The organism is Streptomyces canus (assembly GCF_041435015.1).
Classification (GTDB): Bacteria; Actinomycetota; Actinomycetes; order Streptomycetales; family Streptomycetaceae; genus Streptomyces; species Streptomyces canus_G.
Window position 1 is genome coordinate 7,664,515 of sequence record NZ_CP107989.1, and the last position, 22,555, is coordinate 7,687,069.

The window sequence follows — 22,555 nt, forward strand, 5'->3', positions numbered from 1 at the left end:
GCTAACCCGCTGAGCTGACCGGACGGGACCAACTGGGCGTGGTCCCCGTGAGCCGGCACAACGCCAGGTAGAGAGGGATGGGCGGCGTGTACGGCAACGTCCCCTCGGCCCGATGAACGAGAGACGGCACCACCGGGGCGTCCGGAACAACCGCCCCGGTGGCGTACTGGGCGGGCCTGGGCCATTCGAGTGCGTAGTCGGAGTCGGCGGGAACGATCCACCACCAGTGCGTGTCATCGGCGTACACACACCCGACCCGCGGCAACCGGGACACCAGCTCTCTGCTCAACTGCACCGGCACCCCCACCGCGTCGCAGCCCAGCGGCACCGTCATCCCCTCCGGGACGGCCAGTCTGCGCGGCGTCCCCGGCGCGCGCAGCCCGCGGCCGAGGCGGACCAGCGTGTCCATGGTCAGCACCTGGCCGCCGGATCCGCTGCTCACGCCCATGCGTCAGCGCCCCCCGCTCCGTGATCGCGTGCTTCACCCACGGGCGCCGCTCTGTGATGCTCCTCGGTCTCGTCCCCCTGGCCCGACCCCCCGGAGGGAAGCGGCTTCGGGCGGGCTCCCCAGCCCAGATCGTTGCGCGGTCCTGTGTCGTCGCGGGGCTTGTCCGCCTTGCGCGGCAGCTCCGCCCATACCAGCAGACCGGGGCCGTGCTCATGGGCGCCCCACGCGTGACAGAGGGAGTCGACGAGGAGCAGTCCCCTCCCGTGCTCCTCTTCGCCGCGCTGCGGGGACGGGTGCGGTTCACCCGGCGCGCAGCCCTCGTCACGTACGGCTATTCGCACCAGGTCGTCATCGTCGTGCAGCTCGCAGACCACACGGCTGCTCGCGGTGTGCACGATGGCGTTGGTGACCAGCTCGGAGACGACCAGGGCGGCCGAGTCGCAGGTGTCCTCGCAGACCGACCAATGGGTCAGCCGCGCCCTCGTCAGGCGTCTGGCCTGCGCGGGAGAACCCGGATGCGCGGCCAGCTCGAAACGGAACCGGCGCCGGGCAGCGGCCCTGTCGGGCCCCTTTCCCGCGACAGCACCGAGACCCTGGGGGCGGCCTACGGCAGCGTCTGTTCCTAAGGGCGGGGACGGAATCACGCTTGCCACTATCGCCCCGTCGTGAACACTTGGCAAGTGTCACTCTGAAAAATGCAGAGTGCCGTGTGACGCGGTGAGAGGCCGTGGCACACTGCTCGCAACAGCATCTTGAGCGGCGCCAGTTGGGATCACCGAAGATCCGTACGCAGCGGTATTTGTATTCGTACAGATCTTCGAATCAGGTCTTCGAATGGCGCCGCTGGGCTGTCAGCATGCAGGTGGTTGTGACGCCCGTACATGACTTCGTGGAGGTGGAGCGTGAGCGAACCGCGGTCCGCGCCGACGGTCGGCCAGGTCGTCCTCGGCCGGCGCCTGCTGGACCTGCGGGAACGTGCCGGGCTCAAGCGTGAGGAAGCAGCCCGTATCCTCCGTGTCGCCCCCGCCACCGTCCGCCGTATGGAGATGGCCGAGGTAGGGCTCAAGATCCCGTACCTCCAGCTCCTGCTGAAGGCCTACGGCGTCAGTGACCAGGAGGCCGAGGACTTCGTCCAGCTCGCCGAGGACGCCAACCGCCCCGGCTGGTGGCAGCGCTTCCACGACGTGCTGCCCGGCTGGTTCTCGATGCACGTCAGCCTGGAGGGCGCGGCCGCGCTCATCCGCGAGTACGAGCCGCACTTCGTCCCCGGTCTGCTGCAGACGGAGGACTACGCGCGTGGCGTCCTGCGCTCGGGCGCCATCGGCCAGACCAGCCCCGAGGACATCGAGCGCCATGTCGCCCTGCGCATGGAACGGCAGGGACTGCTCACCCGTCAGGACGCGCCCCGGTTGTGGGTCGTCATGGACGAGACCGTGCTGCGCCGCCCCGTCGGCGGTCCGGAGGTGATGCGTGCCCAGTTCGACAAACTGCTCGAGGCAACGAAGCTGCCCAACGTGACGCTCCAGGTCGCCCCGTTCGCCAACGGGCCGCACCCCGGCACGTACGGGCCCTTCGTGCTCTTCCGATTCGCCGTGCCCGAACTTCCGGACATGGTCTACAGCGAGTACCTGACCGGCGCGATCTATCTGGACGCGCGCGTCGAGGTGGCGACCCATCTCGAGGTCATGGACCGCATGGCGGCGCAGGCCGCTACGGCACATCGCACGAAGGAGATCCTCCGGGATCTCCGCAAGGAGCTGTGAATGAATCGCATCAAGCCGCGCCTACCCGTCTACAATGGCATGCCCGCCCGGGAGCTGGGGAGCGAAGGCTGGCACAAGCCGTGGAGCGGCGGCAACGGCGGCAACTGCCTGGAGGCGATGAAGCTCGCCGACGGCCGGATCGCCGTCCGCCAGTCCACCGATCCCGACGGACCGGCGCTGATCTACACCACCGACGAGATGACCGCGTTCATCGAGGGCGCGAAGGCGGGGGTGGCCGACTTCCTGCTCTCCTGACCTCAGTGCTCCCTTGATGAGTAATCGCTGAATGATTGAGATCGACCAACGGGGGTGGGCCGCTGCCGGCCCACCCCGGAGGCAGGGCCCGGGGGATCAGCGGATGCCGGTGTCTCCTACGGCACCTGCGTCTCACCCGGCGGCAGCGCCCCGCACAGGGCCTCCAGCGCCGCCGCGTACGCATGCTCGGAGGGGGTCGCGTACCCCACGACCAGGCCGTCGTGGGCCGGCATGTCCGTGTCCGGGTGACGGAACTCCGCCAGCCCGTCCAGCGCGACGCCCTGCCAGACCGCGGCCTTGACGGCGGACCGCTCGGTGCCCGGCGGCAGCCGCAGCACCGCGTGCAGCCCGGCCGCGACCCCGCTGACCTCGATGTGCGGCGCACGCTCGGCCAGCGCGGCGACGAGCCGGTCCCGGCGGCCGCGGTACCGCTGCCGCATCTGCCGGACGTGACGGTCGTAGGACCCCGAGACGATGAGGTCGGCGAGGGCCAGCTGGTCGAGCACGCTCGCCCAGGCCTCCCGCTCGCCCTTGGCCGCGAGTACGTCACCGACGTACCGCTCGGGCAGCACCATCCACCCCAGCCGTACCGCGGGAGACAGGCTCTTGCTGACCGAGCCGATCAGGATCACCCGCTCGGGGTCGAGGCTCTGCAGGGCGCCGACGGGCTTGCGGTCGTAGCGGAACTCCCCGTCGTAGTCGTCCTCCAGCACCACCGCGCCACGCGCGCGTGCCCAGTCGACCACCGCCGCCCGGCGTTCGGCGTGCAGTGGGCCGCCGGTGGGGAACTGGTGCGCCGGCGTGAGCAGTACGGCCCGCTCGCGGCTCAGCCGGTCGACGCGTGCGCCGTGTTCGTCGAGGGGGAGCGGCACGGTCCGGACGCCCTCCGCCGCGAGCAGCTCCCGGTGGAAGGGCAGGCCGTACGCCTCCACGGCCAGCGGGCCGCGCAGGGGCTGCCGGCCGCCTCCTCCTCCTCCTCCGAAGAGCAGCCGTAGGGCATGCGCGAACCCGGAGCAGATGACGATCCGGTCCGGCTCCGTCCGCACGCCGCGCGCGCGTGCGAGGTAGGCGGCGAGGGCCGCTCTGAGCTCCGGCCGGCCGGCGGGGTCGCCGGGCCCGAAGACCTCGTTGGGGGCCTGGTGGAGGGCCCGGCGGTAGGAGGCGAGCCAGGCGGTTCGGGGGAAGCCGGAGGCGTCGGGGGTGCCTTGGCGGAGGTCGTGGCGGGTGGCACGCGCGCGCGGGTCGGGGGCCGGCCTTCTCGGGCGTACGGCGGCGTGGAGCGGCGGCCGGGATCGTTCGGCGACGCGGGTGCCGGAGCCCTGGCGGGCGGTGAGCCAGCCCTCGGCGACGAGTTCGGCGTAGGCGTCGGCCACCGTGTTGCGGGCGACGCCGAGGTCGGCGGCGAGTGAACGGTAGGGCGGCAGCCGGGTGCCGGGAGCGAGCCGCCCACTGTGGACGGCGTCCCGCAACGCCCGGATCAGCGCGGCCCGCTTGCTCCCCGGAACGGAGAGCTCGAGGTGCAGGTCGGAGCCGATCCGCTCCGCGTAATTGACCCATGATTCCGCCATGGAAATGCACCCTACAGCCGGTCTTTCCGGCCCGTAGGTTGGTCACATGACGACGACGCACACGAACGTGACAGGTATGGCTCGGCTGAACTTCGCGAAGGCCGCCCCGAAGGTGTTCCGGGCCCTGATCGGCTTCGACGCGGCCGCCCGGGAAGGCCTCGACCCCACCCTCGTCGAGCTGATCCAGATCCGCGCCTCCCACCTCAACCACTGCGCCTACTGCCTCCACATGCACACCAACGACGCCCGCAAGGCCGGCGAGACGGAGGACCGCCTCCACATGGTCCCGGTCTGGCGAGAGGCCCGCCATTTCTTCACGGAGAAGGAACAGGCCGCCCTGGCCCTCACGGAGGCGGTGACGCTGGTGGCCGACGGCGGAGTCCCCGACACGGTCTACGCGGAGGCCGCGGCCCGCTTCGACGAGCAGGAACTGGCCCACGTACTGTCCCTGATCCTCGCGATCAACACTTGGAACAGGGTGGCGCTGTCGACGGCGAAGGTGGCGGGGACGGACGAGCGGGGGTGAGGTGGGCCCGGCCCGGTGGGGGAGCGGCGTCCGGCGGGGAGGGGGTGGGCGTGGGTGGGGGAGCGGCGTCCGGTGAGGGAGCTGGGCGGGCTTGGGTCGGTGCGGGCTCGGGTGGAGGCGCGACGCCTGGCGGGGGACCGCGTCGGAGGTGTCCTGCGGCTCCTGCCGGACGGGCGAGAGTTCAGAGCCCGGCCGCCCCAGGAGCCGCAGCACCGCCGGCGCGGGTCGGATCAGCCGGGTGAGCCTCGGCGGCGACGCGGCAGAGCGCCAGGGCCCCGCGCGGATCGGTCGCCGGTTCGCACCAGGTGGCCGGCACCAGGGCATTCGGGTCGCGGGGCCGCCGCGTGCGCCGGCCCCGGGCCGGCGTGGGCGTGGCCCGCGCGAGGACGACGACACGGTGACCGCGGCGGTTGCCGGCCGTCCACCGGTGTTCCGCAGAAGCCGCTCCACCTGGGCGATGGCGAGGTCCGAAGGTCCGGCGGTCCCCTCTCGCGCCGGCCCCTTCATCCGCCGTGACGGCGCGCAACTGCATCGGCGCGCTCCCGCGGTGCCGAACTCGCCGCGCCCCTCGGCCCGACCGCCGCCCTACACCGTCATCGGCCGGTCGTACGGCCCGATGGGCGCCGGCAGTCGCGAACTCCCCGTCAGATACCGGTCGACCGCCGCCGCGACCGCCCGCCCCTCGGCGATCGCCCACACGATCAACGACTGTCCCCGAGCGGCGTCACCCGCGGCGAACACCCCCGGCACGTTCGTACCGAACCCGGCATCGCGCGCGACCGTCCCCCGGGGCTCCATCCCCAGCCCCAACTGCTCCACGAGCCCATCCCCCCGATCCGGCCCGGAGAACCCCAGCGCCAGCAGCACAAGGTCGGCGGGAATCGTCCGCCCCGTCCCCGCCACCGGCCGCCGCGCGGCGTCCACCTCGACGAGATGCAGAGACCGCACATGCCCGTCCCCGTCCCCGGTGAAGCGCAGCGTGGACGCCGCGAACAGCCGCGCGTCCGCGTCGGCCGCGGGCGCGGTCTCCAGATCCCGGGCCTCCTCGTGCGCCGCCGACAACCGGTAGATCTTCGGATACGTGGGCCACGGCTCGGCATCCTCGTCCCGCTCACCCCCGGGCTGCGCATAGATGTCCAACTGGGTCACGGAGGCGGCCCCTTCACGCACCGCGGTCCCCAGACAGTCGGCCCCCGTGTCACCTCCACCCACGATCACGACATGCTTCCCGGAGGCCGACATCGGGGACTCCGCCAGATCCCCCTCGCGCACCCGGTTCGCCAACGGCAGATACTCCATGGCTTGCTGAACCCCGGCCAACTCCCGCCCCGGCACTTCCAGTTCGCGCCACGCCGTGGCCCCCGTGGCGATCACCACCGCGTCGTACCGCGACCTGAGCTCCGCCGCCCCGACGTCCCGCCCGACCACCGTGGACGTACGGAACTTCGTCCCCTCGGCCCGCATCTGCTCGATCCGCCGCTCCAGATGGTGCTTCTCCATCTTGAACTCGGGGATGCCGTACCGCATGAGCCCGCCGAGCCGGTCGTCCTTCTCGTAGACGGCGACCGTGTGTCCCGCCCGGGTCAACTGCTGTGCCGCGGCGAGCCCGGTCGGCCCCGACCCGATCACCGCGACGGTCCGCCCGGACAACCGGTCCGGCGGTCGCGGCGGCGTGAACCCGAGCTCCCAGGCCCGGTCGGCGACGGCAGCCTCGACGTTCTTGATCGTGACCGCCGGCTGGTTGATGGCCAGCACACACCCCGCCTCGCACGGCGCCGGACACAACTTCCCCGTGAACTCAGGGAAGTTGTTCGTCGCGTGCAGCCGGTCGGCGGCCTGCCGCCAGTCCTCCCGCGAGACCAGGTCGTTCCACTCGGGGATGAGATTCCCCAGCGGACAGGCGTCGTGGCAGAACGGGATGCCGCAGTCCATGCAGCGGTCCGCCTGTTTGCTGATGATGGGCAGCAGCGCCCCGGGGACGTACACCTCGTCCCAGTCCCGGACCCGCTCCTCTACCGGCCTGCGAGGCCAGTCCTGGCGAGGTGTGGTCATGAATCCCTTGGGATCGGCCATGGCCGTCTTCCTTGCTCGCGCTGGTGACGCCGACGCGTCCGCCGTGGCCGTGCGTCATCGGGCGGCACTCCTGCGGAACTCCTTTCGGCCACGATACGGCTGATCGGCCCCTCGTGCAGAGGGCCGGCCAGACGCCGGGACAGCGCTTTCTCGGCGATCGGAGGACGGGCGCGCAACGCTCACGTGAGGGCCAGCACATACGCCAGCGCCGCCGCGCCCGAGGCGACCGCGCGGACGTGGTTCCACATCGTCCACTCGCGCACGTACGTCGGCCAGTACGCCGCCGCCTCCGCAGTACCCGGGTCCAGCTTGAGCAGGGCGTCGTTGCGGGGCACGTTCGCCACCATCGTCAGCCCGAACGAGCCGAACAGATACAGCGCGCTGCCCACCAGCAACTCCACCGTCCCCTCGTCCGGCCACAGCACGAACGTCACCACCGCGATCACCGCGCACAGCACCGCGGAGCCCGCGAACACGGCCATGAACGGCGGCCGCACCGCGGTCACATTGATCGCGTTCATCGCGGCGACGCCCTGCGCGGGCGGCAACTCGGCGAGCCCCCTCATCACAAAGGTCGAGAACGCACAGAAGACCCCGGCCACCAGCCCGGTCCCGAGCACCCCCAGCACGACCAGTCCGAAGTAAGGCCCCTCGATCATCACCACACCAGCTCCCGCCTCCGGCCGAGCCCCAGGCCCAGCACCACCCGTCCCCACCAGTCAATCCCGCCCCCACCCTCCGAACCATGGCCTTGGCGCGCACCCTCATAACCAAACGTCCACCCCACCCGAACTCCTGAGTTGCGCCACACCGGTTGTTCCGCCGGTCCTCCGCGTCCGCCGGTCCTCCGTTTTCGCCGGTCCCAGCAGCCGGTGCCGGTGCCCTCAGCGCGGCGCCTGAGCCACCTCCTCCACCATTCCCAGGACCCGCCACCCCCTGAGCACCGTCTCCACACCCCCCGAGATCCGTCGCCGTGCCTCATGCCGCGTCACCCCGCTCATCAGCAACGCGTCATACGGCGTGTCCACGTGCCGCACGGAAGCCACCACCGCCGACACCACCGCGCCCTCCGACAAGGCTCGTCCCGCCGCGCTCCGCCCCACCCGCCCGCTGCCGCGCAGGGACGCGTGGGACGCGATGGCCCGAGCCCGCTCCTCGGGGCACGCCGGAAACAACCGCCGGATCTCCGCAGCGAACGCCTCGGCGAACCGCACGTCCTCCACCGCCCGCCGCCGCGCGTCCCGCACCCGGCGCCGCCGCCGCGCCTCCGCGTCAGCCAGGCACCGCTCCTCGGCCCGCGCCAGCCCCGCCTCCTCGACGAGGACGCCCTGCCGTTCGTAACGCCCCCTGCGCCGGTTGAACCGCACGACGACCGCCGACAGCGCGCTCTCCTCCCGCGAGCGGCGCGTGAGAGCCGTGTCCCCGCGCGGCAGGAACACCAGGTGCCCGAGGTCGGCGCAGTCGAGACACCGCGGCGCCCCGCCCTCGACGACGAGCATCGCCAACGGCCCGCCCCGGCACTCCGCACAGTGCCGTCTCCTCAACGGCTGGACGACAAGAATGCCGCCAGGGGTCGGGGGAGTCGCGAGGCCTGCCATGAGGGGTTCATTCCCAGCCACGCTCATTGCCGACACCGAACAACCGGCGCGGTGACCCCTGCCCGGCGCCCACCGGGTCCACGAGCGCGATGCCTTCGGAACATCGGCTGACGCATCATGGCCGTGTGCGACTCGAAGCGATCACCTGGGACCGGCTCGGCGAGCAGCTGGCCGACCGACTCCTCGACCTGAAGCCGGCCGACGGCAGCCCCTGGCCCCGCGTCGCCCTCGACGGCGCCCCGGCAGCCCGTCCCGGCGACCTCGCCGAGCGCGTCGCTGAGGCTCTGCGCATACGCGGCCGCCCTTCGCTCGTCGTCGGCATGGAGGGCTTCCTGCGCCCCGCCTCGCTCCGTCTGGAATACGGCCACCACGACCTGGAGGCCTACTACAGCGGCTGGTTCGACACCGGCGCTCTCTGGCGCGAGGTCTTCGGCCCCCTCGAACCCGGCGGCGACGGCCGAGTCCTGCCCGACCTGTGGGACCCGGTCAGCGACCGCGCCACCCGCAGTGCCTATGTCCAGCTCCCGCCCGGCGGCGTCCTGTTGCTGCACGGCCCCCTCCTGCTGCACCACTGGTTCCCCTTCGACCTGACCGTCCACGTCCTCCTCTCCGAGGGCGCCCTCCGGCGCCGTACTCCCGAGCCCGACCACTGGACCCTCCCCGCCTACGTGCGCTACGCCGACGAGACCGACCCGGCCGGCACGGCCGACGTCCTTGTCCGCGCCGACGACCCCCGCCACCCGGCGTGGAGCGGCTGAGCCGGGCCGTTCGAGGCCTGTGGCGTCGCTGCCCGAGACCGGCCGCGGTCACCGGCAGGTTCCGGGTGCGGGCCCCCGGCGGCGCGGCGAGAATGTAGGGCGTCGGGACTTGCGGTGCCGTCCGCGCCGCGCCGGCCGTCCGGCACCGGGAGGTACTCCATGACCACCGCCGGAGACATCATGCACCGGGGTGCCCAGTGGATCCCCGCCCACGAGACCCTCGACCGCGCCGCCCAGCTGATGCGTGAACTCGGCGTCGGAGCCCTGCCCATCAGTGACGCGAACGAACGGCTGTGCGGCATCCTCACCGACCGCGACATCGTCATCGGCTGTGTGGCCGTGGGCCACGACCCGGCCAAGGTCACCGCGGGCGAGATGGCCCAGGGCACACCCCGCTGGATCGACGCGAGCGCCGATGTCTCCGACGTCCTGCACGAGATGCAGGAGCATCGGATCCGCAGGCTCCCCGTCATCGAGAACAAGCGCCTGGTGGGCATGATCAGCGAGTCCGACCTGGCCCGGCACCTGACGGACGAGCAGATCGCCGACTGGACCGAGAGCGTCTACGCGCGCAGCTCCACCACCCACTGACCGTCCCCGCGGACCACCCCGGTCACAGCCAGCCGTTGCGCCGGAAGCCGCGGTACAGCACGCCACAGGCGACGGCTATCACGCCCATGACCAAGGGATAGCCGAACGTCCAGTGCAGCTCCGGCATGTGGTCGAAGTTCATGCCGTACACACCGCAGACCATCGTCGGGACGGCGATCACCGCGGCCCAGGCCGTGATCTTCCGCATGTCCTCGTTCTGCGAGACCGTCACCTGCGCGAGGTGGGCCTGCAGGATCGAGTTGAGCAGCTCGTCGAACGCGGCGATCTGCTCCTTGGCACGCAGCAGATGGTCGGAGACGTCGCGGAAGTACGCCTGTATCTCCGGGGCGATGACGTGGATCGGCCGCGTGGCGAGCTCCTCGAGCGGGCGGCTGAGCGGGACCACCGCCCGCTTCAGCTCCAGGAGTTCGCGCTTGAGCTGGTAGATGCGGCCCGGATCGACCCGGGCGCCGTTCTCCGCGAACACCGCCGTCTCGACCAGGTCGATGTCCGACTGCATCGAGTCGGTGACCTCCAGGTAGTCGTCGACCACATGGTCCGCGATCGCGTGCAGCACCGCGGCCGGCCCCTTGGCGAGCTGCTGGGGATCGGACTCCAGCCCCTCGCGCAGCGGACCCAGCGATCCGTGACTGCCGTGCCGAACCGTGATCACGAAGTCCTCGCCGGCGAACACCATGATCTCTCCGGTGTTGACCACCTCGCTCGTCGCCGTGAGCTCCTCGTGCTCGACGTAGCAGACCGTCTTGAACACCGCGAACAGCGTCTCGCCGTAGCGCTCCACCTTCGGGCGCTGATGGGCCTCGACCGCGTCCTCGACGGCCAGCGGGTGCAGGTCGAAGAGGTCCGCGATGCCCTCGAACTCATGGTCCGACGGCTCGTGCAGGCCGAGCCAGACAAAGCCGTCACGGCTCTTGCGCACCCGCTCCACGGTGTCGACCAGGTCACCGCCGACCGGGATGCGGGCCCCCTCCTTGTACGTCACGCAGTTGACGACCGAGGTGCCCAGCGGGGAGCGGGCGTGGTGGCTCAGGTCGACGCGCGGGCGCCGCCGGGCCAGCCGGGCCACCTTGCGCAGGCCGCCGACGCGGCCGAGGCTCGTGACCTTTCGCAGATTCCCTGCCATGGACATCCGGATCTCCTCGCGTGGATCTCCCAGCGACGCGTGTCCGCGTCCTGGCGGGCCAGTTTGCCAGGCCGACGTAAGCGTCGGGTGAGCCTGTGGGCGGGCGAGGTTCCGCTTGGTTCCCGCCTGTGGACAACCGGCCCGCGCCCCCCTCGGCGCCGTCGCCTCCTCGGACGGAGGCCGGCCATCTCGTCGTGGGACCGCGTCGTCCGTTTCGGACAAGCACGCCAACTGGGATCATCGCGGCATGACACGAACCGACCGGTATCTCCTCGACAACCGGCAGACGGAGGCGGGAGAGCGCTTCGACGCGTTCGCCACCCTCTTCGACCCCACGACCTTCCGGCACATCGAAGGATTCGGCATCGGAGCCGGCTGGCGCTGCTGGGAGGTCGGCGCGGGCGGCACGTCCGTGGTGTCCTGGCTGGCCAAGAAGGTAGGTCCGACAGGAAAGGTCGTCGCGACCGACATCGACACCACGCTCCTGGCCGCGGCGGCCCGCGCGCCGGTGGACGTCCGCGTTCACGACGTGAGCGCCGAGGAACCGCCGGGGAAGGATTTCGACCTGGTGCACGCCCGGCTCGTCCTTGTCCATGTGCCCGACCGGGAACGGGCGTTGCGGTCGATGATCAAGTCCCTGCGCCCCGGCGGACGGCTCCTGCTGGAGGACGCCGACCCCGCCCTGCAACCCCTGACCTGCCCCGACGAGTGCGGCCCCGAGCAGCAACTGGCGAACCGGCTGCGCCAGGGGTTCCGCCGGCTGCTCGCCGACCGCGGCGCCGACCTCTCCTACGGCCGCACCCTCCCGCGCCTGCTGCGCGAGGCCGGTCTGCGCCAGGTGGCGGCCGACGCCTACTTCCCGCTCGCCTCGCCGGCCTGTGCCGCCCTGGAGTCCGCCACGATCCGCCAGATCCGCGGGCAGCTGGTCACGGCGGGCCTCGCCACGGAGGAGGACATCGACCGCCACCTCGCCAATGTCGCCACCGGCACGATGGACCTGGCCACGGCCCCGTTGATCTCGGCGTGGGGCCGCAAGGCGTAGGACGGGAGCGGCAGCCGGGGCGCCGGGCCGGCGGTCGGCGGTCGGCGGTCACGGCATCGGAGGTCTCCCGCCCACCCGCTCCACCGCGAGCGCACCCGCCCGGCATCCGTCCGCCGCCGCGTCCTCGGGTGCGGCGCCCGCCAGCAGAGCCGCGAGGAACCCGCCCGTGAAGGCGTCGCCCGCCCCGGTGGTGTCCCGGGGCGTCGCCGCTACGGCGGGCACGCGGGCGTACACGGTGCCGGAGCGGGCGATCACCGCACCCTCCGCTCCCTGCTTGACGACCACCAGCGGGACGTGGCGGCTCAGTTTGGCCGCCGCGTCCGCCGGGTCGGGCAGCCCGGTGAGCAGGCACGCCTCGTCCCGGCTCGGCAGCAGGACGTCCACCCCCTCGACGAGCGAGAGACAGCGGTCCACCCCCAGCTCCCGGAGGAAGCCCGCCGACGCCGGATCAAGGCTCACCGGAACGCCACGCGCGCGTGCGGATTCCAGGGCCATCGCCACCAGCGCCCGGCTCGGCTCCGAGAAGAGCAGATAGCCCGACAGGTGCAGCCACGCCACGCCGTCGAGCAGCGCGTCCGACCAGTCGTCCGGCTCCAGCCGCAGCGAGGCGCCGCTGTCCGTGAGGAACGTCCGCTCGGCGGCCTCTCCCGTGTCCACGAGGCAGATCACCGTACCGGTGGGTGCCTCCGGATCGACGACGAGCCGCGGCCGTACCCCGCATTCGGCCAGCTCCCGCTCGTGCCACGCGGCCGCGTCCGCGCCCACCCGCCCCAGCAGCCGTACCTCCGCACCGCCCCCGCGGGCGGCCCAGCAGGCCACGTTGGCCCCTGCCCCGCCGGGCACCGTACGGATCGTGGCAGCGGTGTCCGTGCCCGCGGCGAGCGGCCCCCGGTGCCGGGCGACGACGTCCGTGATGACATCCCCGACGACCAGCAGGGCGCCACCCCGGCCGGCCGCGGCGGTACCGAGCGCGTCCGTCGTCACGCCCCGGCCCGGGCCGCCGCGATCCGCCCCGCCAGCCGCACGTTGCCGCGCACCGCCGCCAGGTTGGCGCTCAATGAGGCACCGTCGGTGTGCCGCACCAGGTAGCCCAGTAGAAACGGCGTGACCCCTTGACCGGTGACCCCCGCCTCCGCGCACGCCTGCAGCGCGGCCGCGAGCACCCGCGCGTGCAAGTCGGGATCCAGCTGCTCCTCCTCGGGGACCGGGTTGGCGACGATCAGCGCGGAGCCGGGCGCGCTCAGCGCTTCCCGCGCCCGCATGACGTCCGCGACCTGCTGCGGGGAGTCCAGCCGCCACTCCACGGGGTAGCCGGAGTCGGACAGATAGAAGCCGGGGAAACGGTCCGTCCCGTACCCGGCGACCGCGACCCCCAGCGTCTCCAGCCTCTGGAGCGTCGCGGGCACGTCCAGGATGGACTTCACGCCCGCGCACACCACGGTGATCGGTGTGCGCGCCAGCAGGCCGAGGTCGGCCGACTCGTCCTGGGTCGTCGTCCACTCCCGGTGCACCCCGCCGAGCCCGCCGGTCGCGAACACCTCCACCCCGGCCAGGGCCGCCAGCTGCGCCGTCGCCGACACGGTGGTCGCCCCGCTCACCCCCGCGGCCACCGCGAGCGGCAGATCCCGGTGACCCAGCTTGCGGATCCCGTCCTCGTTGGCGACCCGCTCCAACTGCTCCTTGTCCAGGCCGACCAGGGGCCGCCCGTCCAGTACGGCGATCGTCGCCGGTACGGCTCCCTGCCGCCGTACGACGTCCTCCAGCTCCAGCGCCACCTGCAGATTGCGCGGACGCGGCAGCCCGTGCGCGATGATCGTGGACTCCAGGGCCACCACGGGTCGACGCGCGTCGATCGCCTCGCGCACCTCTTCGGACACCACCAGCACCACGGGCCTGCCTCCTGTCGTTCGGTCTTCCCTCATCTCTGGCGGGCGGCACGTCCGGTCAAACCCTTGCGGGCTGTGGAGGACGACACCAGCCTGGAGTGCATGAAGGACAACTCGACACGTCTCGACCATGTCGTCCTCTGGGTCCGTGACCCGGTGGCCTCGGCCGACTTCTACGAGAAGACCCTGGGCATGGAATCCGTGAGACTCACCGACTTCGCCGCGGGGGCGGTGTCCTTCCCCTCCGTACGGCTCAACGACGAGACCATCTTCGACCTCATGCCGCTCACCATGGCGGACCACATGGAAATGGTCCCTGGCGCTGCCGAGAGCGCGGGACACCCCGTCAATCATGTCTGCCTGGCCCTGTCCGCCGACGATTTCGAGACACTCCGTGCCCGACTCGAGGAAGGGTCCGTGCCCGTCTCGGACTTCTCGCGCGACTCCTTCGGCGCCCGCGGAATGGCCCGGCGCAGCTTCTACTTCCGCGACCCCGACGGGAACGTCTTCGAGGCGCGCCACTACGACTGACGCGGACCGACGCGCGAAGGGGTCGCGCGCCACGCGTGTGTGGCCCCCTCCCGCGAGATGTCAGACCTGCGGTACGCCGGTCAGCGCTCCGTGCGGGTCGAGCACGTACTGACGACTGGCGCCCTGGTCGAACTCGGCGTAGCCGCGCGGCGCGTCGTCCAGCCCGATGACGGTCGCGTTGACCGCCTCGGCGATGTGCACACGACCGTGCAGGGTCGCCGTCATCAGAACTCCGGTGGTACTTCATCACCGGGCACTGTCCGGTCGCGAAGCGGTGGCTCTTGGCCCGGCCGAGCCCCAGCCGTACCTTCAGCGTCCCGCCCCTGGCGCCGTCGCCGACCCCACCGCGGTCATCGGTGACATACAGGCCCGGGATACCCAGCGCACCGCCCGTGATACGCGACTGTCCTGTTTCCGCTCATGTCTGATCGCCGTCCCTTCGGCTCCGATTCCTCGGATGCCAGTGGCTGTGCGCATGCCGGCGTCTGCCAGTCGGCCTTCCGGCCGGCCGTCGCGCGCGGGCCGTCACGAAGGGACGCGGGCCGCGCGTCAGAACAGCGGCTCGGGCAGCACGCCCTCCAGCGCGAGCAGTTTCCGCTTGGTCTCCAGGCCGCCGCCGAACCCGCCGATGCCGCCGTCGCTCTCCACGACCCGATGGCACGGCACGACCACCGGCAGCGGATTGGAGCCCATGGCCACCCCCACGGCCTGCGCGGCACCCGGCTGGCCGACCCGTCCGGCCAGATCGCCGTACCCGACGACCTGGCCGTACCGCACACCGGACGCCAGCTCGCGCAGCACCTGTCGGTTGAAGCCCGAGATCAGCGACCAGTCCAGGGGCAGCTCGAAGTCGTGCCGCTCGCCCGCGAAGTAGGCCTCGACCTGGCGTATCGCCTCGGCCAGCAGTGCGGAGCCGGGCGCCTCGACGGGCTCGGTACCCAGCCGGGACGCGAGCCGCTCCAGCGCTTTGCCGCGGACCGGTTCCGTGGCGTGGAAGACCACGTTGACCAGGCCCTCGTCGGTCGCGGCCAGCAGCAGCGGCCCGATCTCCGTGCCGACGACGGTCCACACGACCCGCTGCTCGTCCTGCCCTTGGCTGTTCATGCGTCCACCGTACGAGCCGGCACTGACAACGCCCGGCGGCGATGGCGAACAGGCCGCTACTCGCGCAGCGCGTCCCGGACCACGTCCGGCTTGTTGGTGATGATGGCGTCGACGCCATACCCGGCGACCAGCCGCGCGGCGCCCGCGGTGTTGACGGTCCAGGCGGAGACCTCGAGCGGTCTGCCGTGCGGACCCGTGAAGGCCTGGACCGCGGAGACGTACGCCCTGGAGACTGCGGCGTACGACGGGTTGATCTGGTCGGCGAATTCCGCGTAGGCGTGCAGGTCCGCCACGGACGGCGTTCCCAGGAAGCCGGTCTTCACAGCGGGCTTGAGATCGTGGACGGTCCGCAGACTGGCCGCGCTGAAGCTCTGCACGACCAGCCGGCTCCTGTGCTTCCGGTCGAGCCACCCCTCATTGCTGAGGAGCTTGAGGGTCTCGTGCTCGATGCCCGGATACAGCTCCGGGTTCTTGAGTTCGAGGAGCAGCTTCTGATGGTGAAGATCGACGCGGTGCACATACTGCTTGAGCGTCGGCACGCGCGCGCCCGCGTAGGCGGCGCCGAACCAGCCGCCCGCGTCCAGACGCGCGATTTCCGCGGCGGTGAAGTCCTTCACCTTCCAGGGCGCCCGACCGGGGAACACCTGCTCCACGTCGGTGGTGCGCCGGAGGCTGTCGTCGTGGAGGACGACGAGTTCGCCGTCCTTGGTGCGCTGGACGTCGTTCTCGACCCAGACCGCGCCGAGCCGTGCGGCCTTGTCGACGGCGGCCAGGGTGTTCTCGGGGGCGTAGGCGGAGGCGCCCCGGTGGGCGATGATCGCGGGCGGGGTGCCGTCCTCGACGGCTCGGACGTCGGTTGCGGGAAGCAGGAGGGCGGCGGTCCCCAGGAGCGCGGTGATCATGGAGGTCGCAGCGCGCGCGTGCATACGTACTCCTCGCGTCGAGCAATCACGTACAGCACAACTGTGACAGCACCGGGTCAACGGCGGTGGGGTACAGAATGGCCACATCCTGAATGGTCGTGTTCCAAGTCCGCTCACGGGTGCCGCACAACTGGGGCAAGGGCGTGTTTCTTTGCCGGAAAATCGTTCGACCATTCCGGTGAGGGTCATACTCTCTGCCTCGACCCCGACCGCTCGGGCGGTGCTGGGAAGAGGCACATTTCAGGGATTTCCAGGACGTAAGAGGGCGGAAGGTAGCCGCGCATGCAAGGCACGGTCGACGGATTCAGCTACGGACTCGTCACACCGCTGGTGGCTTACCTCATGGCCTGCCTCGGCGGCGCCCTCGGCCTGCGCTGCACCACCAGATCCATGCTGGTCAGCCGGTCCTGGCGACCCGGCTGGCTGGCCCTCGGCTCGGCGGCGATCGGCTCCGGCATCTGGACCATGCACTTCGTCGCGATGATGGGGTTCAAGGTCGAACAGGCGCCCATCCACTACGACAGGGCCATCACCTTCGCGAGCCTGGGCGTCGCCATCGTCATGGTGGGCGTCGGGGTCTTCATCGTCGGCTACTGGGGCGCGACCGGAACACCCCTGATGACCGGCGGTGCGGTCACCGGCCTGGGCATCGCCTCGATGCACTACCTGGGCATGGCGGGGATGCGCCTGAACGGGCAGCTGGAGTACAACACCGTCACCGTCGCCATCTCCGTGGTCATAGCCGTCGTCGCCGCCACCGCCGCCCTCTGGGCCGCCGGGCAGGTCAGGGGATTCCTGTGGAGCGTGGGCGCGAGCCTGGTCATGGGCCTCGCCGTCACGGGCATGCACTACACCGGCATGGCCGCCCTCAGCGTCCATGTGCACCGCACGTCCGCCCCCGTCGCCGGTGACTCGCCCACCTCCCTGCTCGCGCCCATGATGATCGGCCCGCTCGCCTTCCTGCTGATCGCGGGTGTCGTCGTGATGTTCGATCCGCTGATGGTCATGGGCAAACCCGTGTGGTCGCCCGCCGAGAACAAGCCCGGCGTCCCCGCGCGCGAACTCGTCCACCACCCGGCCGCCCGCCGCCCCTCGATCCGCCCCCGCCGGAACCTGGCCCACAGCGACGCCCGCACCCCGCAGAACCGCTGACCCCACCGGCCCCTCCTCCGCCCGGAGCCCCTGATCGGACCGCGTTGTCAGTGGGGAGTCGTACGGTGGACTCCATGCGGCCCGTTTCCCACATCGAACGTACGGTGGCGCCCTTCGAGGTCGTCAGCTCCTACCAGCCCAGCGGCGATCAGCCGGCGGCCATCGCCGAGCTGGCCAAGCGCATCGAGGCAGGTGAGAAGGACGTCGTCCTGCTCGGCGCGACCGGCACCGGAAAGTCCGCCACCACCGCGTGGATGATCGAGAAGCTCCAGCGCCCCACCCTCGTGATGGCCCCGAACAAGACGTTGGCCGCCCAGCTGGCGAACGAATTCCGCGAGCTGCTGCCGAACAACGCCGTCGAGTACTTCGTCTCGTACTACGACTACTACCAGCCCGAGGCCTACGTCCCGCAGTCGGACACCTACATCGAGAAGGACTCCTCGATCAACGAGGAGGTGGAGCGCCTGCGCCACTCCGCCACCAACTCGCTGCTCACCCGCCGGGACGTCATCGTGGTCGCGTCGGTCTCCTGCATCTACGGCCTCGGCACCCCGCAGGAGTACGTGGACCGCATGGTCCCCCTCAAGGTCGGCGAGGAGATCGACCGCGACCAGCTCCTGCGCCGCTTCGTCGACATCCAGTACACGCGCAACGACCTGGCCTTCACCCGCGGCACCTTCCGGGTGCGCGGCGACACCATCGAGATCTTCCCGGTCTACGAGGAACTCGCCGTCCGCATCGAGATGTTCGGCGACGAGATCGAGGCACTGTCCACGCTCCACCCGCTCACCGGCGAGATCATCAGCGACGACGACCATCTGTACGTCTTCCCGGCCTCGCACTACGTCGCGGGACCCGAGCGCATGGAGCGGGCCGTCAACGACATCGAGAAGGAGCTCGGGGAGCGCCTGGCCGAGCTGGAGAAGCAGGGCAAGCTCCTGGAGGCCCAGCGCCTGAGGATGCGCACGACGTACGACCTCGAGATGCTCCGCCAGATCGGCTCCTGCTCGGGCATCGAGAACTACTCGATGCACTTCGACGGCCGCTCGCCCGGTTCCCCGCCGCACACCCTGATCGACTACTTCCCGGACGACTTCCTCCTCGTCATCGACGAGTCGCACGTGACCGTGCCCCAGATCGGCGCGATGTACGAGGGCGACGCCTCCCGCAAGCGCACCCTCGTCGACCACGGCTTCCGCCTTCCCTCGGCCCTGGACAACCGCCCCCTCAAGTGGGAGGAGTTCACGGAGCGCATCGGCCAGACCGTCTATCTGTCGGCGACGCCCGGCAAGTACGAGCTCTCGCGCGGGGACGGCGTCGTCGAGCAGATCATCCGCCCCACCGGCCTGATCGACCCCGAGGTCGTCGTCAAGCCCACCGAGGGCCAGATCGACGACCTGGTGCACGAGATCCGCACCCGCACCGAGAAGGACGAGCGTGTCCTGGTCACCACGCTGACCAAGAAGATGGCAGAGGACCTCACGGACTACTTCCTGGAACTCGGCATCCAGGTCCGCTATCTGCACAGCGACGTCGACACCCTGCGCCGCGTGGAGCTGCTGCGCGAGCTGCGTTCCGGCGAGTTCGACGTCCTCGTCGGCATCAACCTCCTGCGAGAGGGCCTCGACCTGCCCGAGGTGTCCCTGGTGGCCATCCTCGACGCCGACAAGGAGGGCTTCCTGCGCTCCGGCACCTCCCTGATCCAGACCATCGGCCGCGCCGCGCGCAATGTCTCCGGCCAGGTCCACATGTACGCCGACAAGATCACCCCGGCGATGGAGAAGGCCATCGAGGAGACCAACCGGCGCCGGGAGAAGCAGGTCGCGTACAACACGGAGCGGGGCATCGACCCCCAGCCGCTGCGCAAGAAGATCAACGACATCGTCGCGCAGATCGCCCGCGAGGACATCGACACCGAGCAGCTGCTCGGCTCCGGCTACCGCCAGGGCAAGGACGGCAAGGGAGCCAAGGCCCCCGTGCCCTCCCTCGGCAAGGCGGCGGCCGGCACCAAGGCCGCCAAGAGCAAGGCCAAGGAGACCGTCCCGACCGACCGCCCCGCGGCCGAACTGGCCGAGCAGATCGAGGAGATGACGGCACGCATGCGTGCCGCCGCCGCCGACCTCCAGTTCGAGATCGCGGCCCGGCTGCGCGACGAGGTCTCCGAGATGAAGAAGGAGCTGCGACAGATGAAGGAGGCCGGCCTGGCCTGACCTCCATCGCGCTGTGTTGCAAGACCGACACAAAGTGCGCTTCGGGGTGCGTCACCGTCAGTGCCCCTGCGTAGGGTTCTGGACAACCGCGGGCACCGCGGTAACAGGGGACAGCAGCGAGAGGGGTTCGGCGCGTGACCGTCAACATGACCAAGGGTCAGGCCATCAGTCTGCAGAAGAACGACGGAGGCAGCCTGACCGCGGTGCGCATGGGCCTCGGCTGGCAGGCGGCCCCCCGGCGCGGCCTGTTCGGTTCGCGCACGCGGGAGGTCGACCTCGACGCCTCCGCCGTCCTGTTCGCGGACAAGCAGCCCGTCGACGTCGTCTTCTTCCGTCACCTGGTGAGCGACGACGGCTCGGTCAAGCACACCGGTGACAACCTCGTCGGCGGCGTCGGCCAGGGCGGGGACGACGAGGCGATCCTCGTCGACCTGGCCCGCGTCCCCGTTCACATCGACCAGATCGTCTTCACCGTGAACTCCTTCACGGGCCAGACCTTCCAGGAGGTGCAGAACGCCTTCTGCCGGCTGGTCGACGAGACCAATGGCGACGAGCTGGCCCGCTACACGCTCGCCGGCGGCGGCGCCTACACCGCCCAGATCATGGCGAAGGTGCACCGGACGGGCCCGGGCTGGACCATGACGGCCCTCGGCACCCCGGCCAACGGCCGCACCTTCCAGGACCTCATGCCGGCGATCCTGCCGCACCTGTAGCCGGCCCGCCGAGCGGCACCCGACCGACACCACGACACAGGGGGAGAAGGCGATGACGGCCGAGCTGGTGCGGGGGCAGAACCACCCGCTCTCCCAGGCCCGTCTCGAGATCCGGATCGCGGCCGGTACGCCGATCGTGGCCGGAGCCACGCTCGGCGACGAGCACGGCACGGTGCACGGCGTCGAGTGGGTCGTCCACCCGGGCGCTCCCGCCCTGCCGGGTCTGGAGGTCTCCCGGCAGGCGGCCTCCGACCACCGCCTCGCGGTCGATCTCGGCGCGGTGCCCGAGGCCGTCCACCGGGTCCATGTGCTGCTCGCCCTGCCCTCGGCGGGCGGCCCCGTGCGCTTCGGCGCCGTCGCCGCCCCCTTCGTCGCGGTCACGGGCCTCGACGGCATCGAGCTCGCCAGCTACACCATCACCGGCCTGGACGCCGAGTCGGCGGTCGTCGCGCTGGAGCTCTACCGCCGCCAGGGCGCCTGGAAGGTACGCGCCGTCGGCCAGGGCTACGCGGGCGGTCTCACCGAACTCCTCACCGATCAGGGCCTTCCCCAGGCCCACCAGCTGGCGAACACCATCCATGAGGCGGTGGCCCAGGGCCTGGCCCGAGCGGTGACGCCCCCGGCCCGCACGGCGGACGGCGACCGTGCCCGCCAGACGGCCACGCCGGCACCGGGCCCCGAGCAGGGCTCTTCCGCGACCCGGGGCGCCTCCGGTGCCGTACCCCCGCAGCCGCTGTCGCCGTACGGCACACAGCCCCCGGGCACACCGCCGCAGCCGACGACCCCGAACGGCGGCCCGGCCTCCGGCACATCGCAGCCCGCCTCCCCCTACGGCGCGCAGGGCGCCCCGGCAACCGGCGGGCCGCAGCCCGGACACCCCCAGGTGCCCGCTGACGCGTCCGCGGCTCAGCCTCCCGTGCCCACCGTCGGCGGCCCGGTCGACTACAGTCACCCCCGACGGCAGAACGCCGCCCCGCCCCCGCCTCCGTCGGCCGCGCCCCCCGTTCAGCCGGGACAGCCCGCGCGGCCCGTCGCCGGGGACGCGACCGGCTGGTCCATGGACGAGCGGCTCTACAACCAGGTGTGGGGCATGTTCGAGGACCTGGCCCGCTCCACGGCCGCGTACCGCAGCGCCGTCGACTTCGCCGACTCGCGCATGGAGAAGGAGTTCGACGCGGCCCTCGCCGACCCGCGTCATCGGATCGGCGGGCAGGGCGACGCCGCACGCGAGGCGTCCCGTGCCAAGCACGCCGAGCTCGTCGAACAGGCCCGCGCGGCCTACGACCGGGATCTCGGCCAGCTCACGGCCGAGTCCGAGGTGGTCGAACCCGCCCTGCCCCTGGCGTACGCCCGCTGGGACAACCCCGTCTGGCACGGCTACCGGGTGCCGTTCGAGGCACCCATGGCCGTGCGCCTGGGCGATCTGCATCTGCCCGAGTGCCCCGAGCTGCGTATCCCGATGCTGGTCCGGCTGCCGCTGGAGCGCGGCCTGTGGATCGACAGCGGAGCCGCCGGATCCCTCGACGGCTCGTTCTTCGACTCCCACGAACTGCACCGCCTCGCCATGGACACGGCTGTGGCGCTCGCGGCCCGGCTCCTCGCCGTCCACCCCGCGGGGGACTACACCCTGCACGTCATCGACCCGGCCGGGTCGGGGGCGCAGTCGCTCGCCCCGCTGGTGTGGGCCGGGGTGCTCGCGGCCCCGCCCGCCGTCGGCGCCGCGGGCGTGGCGGACGTCCTGGCCCGCCTCACCGAGCGCGTCGACCTCGTGCAGATGGCGGTGCGCGGCGGCGCGGCCGACTCCCTCCCGCCCGGCCTCGACACCTCCGAGCAACTTCTGATCGTCAACGACTTCCCGCACGGCTTCGACGACCGGGCCGTGACCCAGCTGCGCTACCTCGCGGACGAGGGACCGTCCGTCGGCGTCCACCTGATGATGGTCGCGGACCGTGAGGAGGCGTCCGCCTACGGTCCCCTCCTCGACCCCCTGTGGCGCTCGCTCATGCGACTGACGGCGGTGCCCGACGACCACCTCGCCGACCCGTGGGTCGGCCATGCCTGGACCTACGAGCCCGCGCTCGTCCCGCCCGGCAGCCAGGTGGTCCAACAGGTCCTGAACCAGGTCGCGGAGGCTCGTACCAAGTACACGTAAAGCAGCTCCCACCAGGTATTTTGACCTTTCTTTTGCCAACCGCTTTACCTTTACTTGGTGATTGAGGTACGGTGGGTGGCACGGAGGGGAGTACTCCCTGTCGACTGCGGCGTACCCG

23 protein-coding genes are annotated in these 22,555 nt (G+C 71.4%); 11 read left to right on the forward strand and 12 right to left on the reverse strand.

Annotated features, from left to right (window positions below):
- Nucleotide 1: 1 nt before the first annotated feature.
- Nucleotides 2-448 (reverse strand): hypothetical protein, encoded by a 447-nt coding sequence (locus tag OG841_RS34940; RefSeq protein WP_328637739.1) that lies wholly within the window; start codon nt 446-448, stop codon nt 2-4.
- On the reverse strand, nt 439-1,101 hold the full coding sequence (locus OG841_RS34945; protein WP_328637738.1) for an ATP-binding protein: 663 nt from the start codon (nt 1,099-1,101) through the stop codon (nt 439-441). Before OG841_RS34945 ends, OG841_RS34940 begins: the two co-directional genes overlap by 10 nt.
- Before the next feature lie 249 nt (nt 1,102-1,350).
- On the opposite strand from OG841_RS34945, the gene OG841_RS34950 reads away from it, so the two are divergent.
- Nucleotides 1,351-2,211, forward strand: coding sequence for a helix-turn-helix domain-containing protein (locus OG841_RS34950; protein ID WP_328637737.1), 861 nt, complete (start codon nt 1,351-1,353; stop codon nt 2,209-2,211).
- Complete coding sequence (locus tag OG841_RS34955; RefSeq protein WP_007381290.1) at nt 2,212-2,466, forward strand: DUF397 domain-containing protein; 255 nt, start codon at nt 2,212-2,214, stop codon at nt 2,464-2,466. It begins immediately after the preceding gene.
- Between the two features lie 116 nt (nt 2,467-2,582).
- Here the strand turns inward: OG841_RS34955 and pdxR are convergent, their stop codons facing one another.
- A complete protein-coding gene (pdxR, locus tag OG841_RS34960; protein WP_371568125.1) occupies nt 2,583-4,034 on the reverse strand; it encodes a MocR-like pyridoxine biosynthesis transcription factor PdxR in 1,452 nt (483 codons plus the stop codon).
- Between the two features lie 46 nt (nt 4,035-4,080).
- Here pdxR and OG841_RS34965 point away from each other — a divergent pair, with 46 nt between their 5' ends.
- A complete protein-coding gene (locus OG841_RS34965) occupies nt 4,081-4,560 on the forward strand; it encodes a carboxymuconolactone decarboxylase family protein (protein WP_371568126.1) in 480 nt (159 codons plus the stop codon).
- A 585-nt stretch (nt 4,561-5,145) separates the two neighbouring features.
- Here OG841_RS34965 and OG841_RS34970 read toward each other — a convergent pair.
- From OG841_RS34970 to OG841_RS34980, 3 genes are all read right to left on the reverse strand, one after another.
- Nucleotides 5,146-6,633, reverse strand: a complete 1,488-nt coding sequence (locus tag OG841_RS34970; protein ID WP_328637734.1) for a glutamate synthase subunit beta — start codon at nt 6,631-6,633, stop codon at nt 5,146-5,148.
- A 179-nt stretch (nt 6,634-6,812) separates the two neighbouring features.
- Complete coding sequence (locus OG841_RS34975) at nt 6,813-7,292, reverse strand: anthrone oxygenase family protein (RefSeq protein WP_328637733.1); 480 nt, start codon at nt 7,290-7,292, stop codon at nt 6,813-6,815.
- A 225-nt stretch (nt 7,293-7,517) separates the two neighbouring features.
- Nucleotides 7,518-8,231: a DUF2293 domain-containing protein gene (locus tag OG841_RS34980; protein WP_328637732.1), complete on the reverse strand. Its 714-nt coding sequence runs from the start codon at nt 8,229-8,231 to the stop codon at nt 7,518-7,520.
- A 125-nt stretch (nt 8,232-8,356) separates the two neighbouring features.
- Between OG841_RS34980 and OG841_RS34985 the strand changes: the two genes are divergently transcribed.
- The gene (locus OG841_RS34985; protein WP_328637731.1) at nt 8,357-8,989 is read left to right on the forward strand and encodes a uridine kinase; all 633 of its coding nucleotides are present in this window, start codon (nt 8,357-8,359) and stop codon (nt 8,987-8,989) included.
- A gap of 159 nt (nt 8,990-9,148) precedes the next feature.
- Entirely contained in the window at nt 9,149-9,580 is a 432-nt protein-coding gene (locus OG841_RS34990) for a CBS domain-containing protein (protein ID WP_328637730.1), read from the forward strand.
- A gap of 22 nt (nt 9,581-9,602) precedes the next feature.
- Here OG841_RS34990 and OG841_RS34995 read toward each other — a convergent pair whose 3' ends face one another.
- A complete protein-coding gene (locus tag OG841_RS34995) occupies nt 9,603-10,730 on the reverse strand; it encodes a magnesium and cobalt transport protein CorA (protein WP_371568132.1) in 1,128 nt (375 codons plus the stop codon).
- A 241-nt stretch (nt 10,731-10,971) separates the two neighbouring features.
- On the opposite strand from OG841_RS34995, the gene OG841_RS35000 reads away from it, so the two are divergent.
- A complete protein-coding gene (locus tag OG841_RS35000; RefSeq protein WP_371568135.1) occupies nt 10,972-11,766 on the forward strand; it encodes a class I SAM-dependent methyltransferase in 795 nt (264 codons plus the stop codon).
- Nucleotides 11,767-11,814: 48 nt separating this feature from the next.
- On the opposite strand, the gene OG841_RS35005 is transcribed toward OG841_RS35000, so the two are convergent.
- Nucleotides 11,815-12,750, reverse strand: a complete 936-nt coding sequence (locus tag OG841_RS35005) for a carbohydrate kinase family protein (protein ID WP_328637727.1) — start codon at nt 12,748-12,750, stop codon at nt 11,815-11,817.
- Entirely contained in the window at nt 12,747-13,655 is a 909-nt protein-coding gene (locus tag OG841_RS35010) for a pseudouridine-5'-phosphate glycosidase (RefSeq protein WP_365117882.1), read from the reverse strand. Before OG841_RS35010 ends, OG841_RS35005 begins: the two co-directional genes overlap by 4 nt.
- 99 nt (nt 13,656-13,754) lie before the next feature.
- Here OG841_RS35010 and OG841_RS35015 point away from each other — a divergent pair, with 99 nt between their 5' ends.
- Entirely contained in the window at nt 13,755-14,183 is a 429-nt protein-coding gene (locus tag OG841_RS35015) for a VOC family protein (RefSeq protein ID WP_371570912.1), read from the forward strand.
- 60 nt (nt 14,184-14,243) lie between these two features.
- Here the strand turns inward: OG841_RS35015 and OG841_RS35020 are convergent, their stop codons facing one another.
- From OG841_RS35020 to OG841_RS35030, 3 genes are all read right to left on the reverse strand, one after another.
- Nucleotides 14,244-14,408, reverse strand: a complete 165-nt coding sequence (locus tag OG841_RS35020) for a hypothetical protein (RefSeq protein WP_328637724.1) — start codon at nt 14,406-14,408, stop codon at nt 14,244-14,246.
- Nucleotides 14,409-14,732: 324 nt separating this feature from the next.
- Nucleotides 14,733-15,287 carry a methylated-DNA--[protein]-cysteine S-methyltransferase gene (locus tag OG841_RS35025; protein ID WP_328637723.1) on the reverse strand — a complete coding sequence of 185 codons (555 nt, stop codon included), beginning with the start codon at nt 15,285-15,287 and terminating at the stop codon, nt 14,733-14,735.
- A 56-nt stretch (nt 15,288-15,343) separates the two neighbouring features.
- Nucleotides 15,344-16,213 carry a glycerophosphodiester phosphodiesterase gene (locus OG841_RS35030; RefSeq protein ID WP_371568141.1) on the reverse strand — a complete coding sequence of 290 codons (870 nt, stop codon included), beginning with the start codon at nt 16,211-16,213 and terminating at the stop codon, nt 15,344-15,346.
- Nucleotides 16,214-16,492: 279 nt separating this feature from the next.
- Here OG841_RS35030 and OG841_RS35035 point away from each other — a divergent pair, with 279 nt between their 5' ends.
- The 4 genes from OG841_RS35035 (at nt 16,493) to OG841_RS35050 (ending at nt 22,437) form a co-directional block, all read left to right on the forward strand.
- On the forward strand, nt 16,493-17,362 hold the full coding sequence (locus OG841_RS35035; RefSeq protein WP_328637721.1) for an MHYT domain-containing protein: 870 nt from the start codon (nt 16,493-16,495) through the stop codon (nt 17,360-17,362).
- A 74-nt stretch (nt 17,363-17,436) separates the two neighbouring features.
- Nucleotides 17,437-19,572: an excinuclease ABC subunit UvrB gene (uvrB, locus tag OG841_RS35040; RefSeq protein ID WP_328637720.1), complete on the forward strand. Its 2,136-nt coding sequence runs from the start codon at nt 17,437-17,439 to the stop codon at nt 19,570-19,572.
- 134 nt (nt 19,573-19,706) lie between these two features.
- The gene (locus OG841_RS35045) at nt 19,707-20,285 is read left to right on the forward strand and encodes a TerD family protein (protein ID WP_266566271.1); all 579 of its coding nucleotides are present in this window, start codon (nt 19,707-19,709) and stop codon (nt 20,283-20,285) included.
- A 52-nt stretch (nt 20,286-20,337) separates the two neighbouring features.
- Nucleotides 20,338-22,437 (forward strand): TerD family protein, encoded by a 2,100-nt coding sequence (locus OG841_RS35050; protein ID WP_371568146.1) that lies wholly within the window; start codon nt 20,338-20,340, stop codon nt 22,435-22,437.
- Nucleotides 22,438-22,555 lie beyond the last annotated feature (118 nt).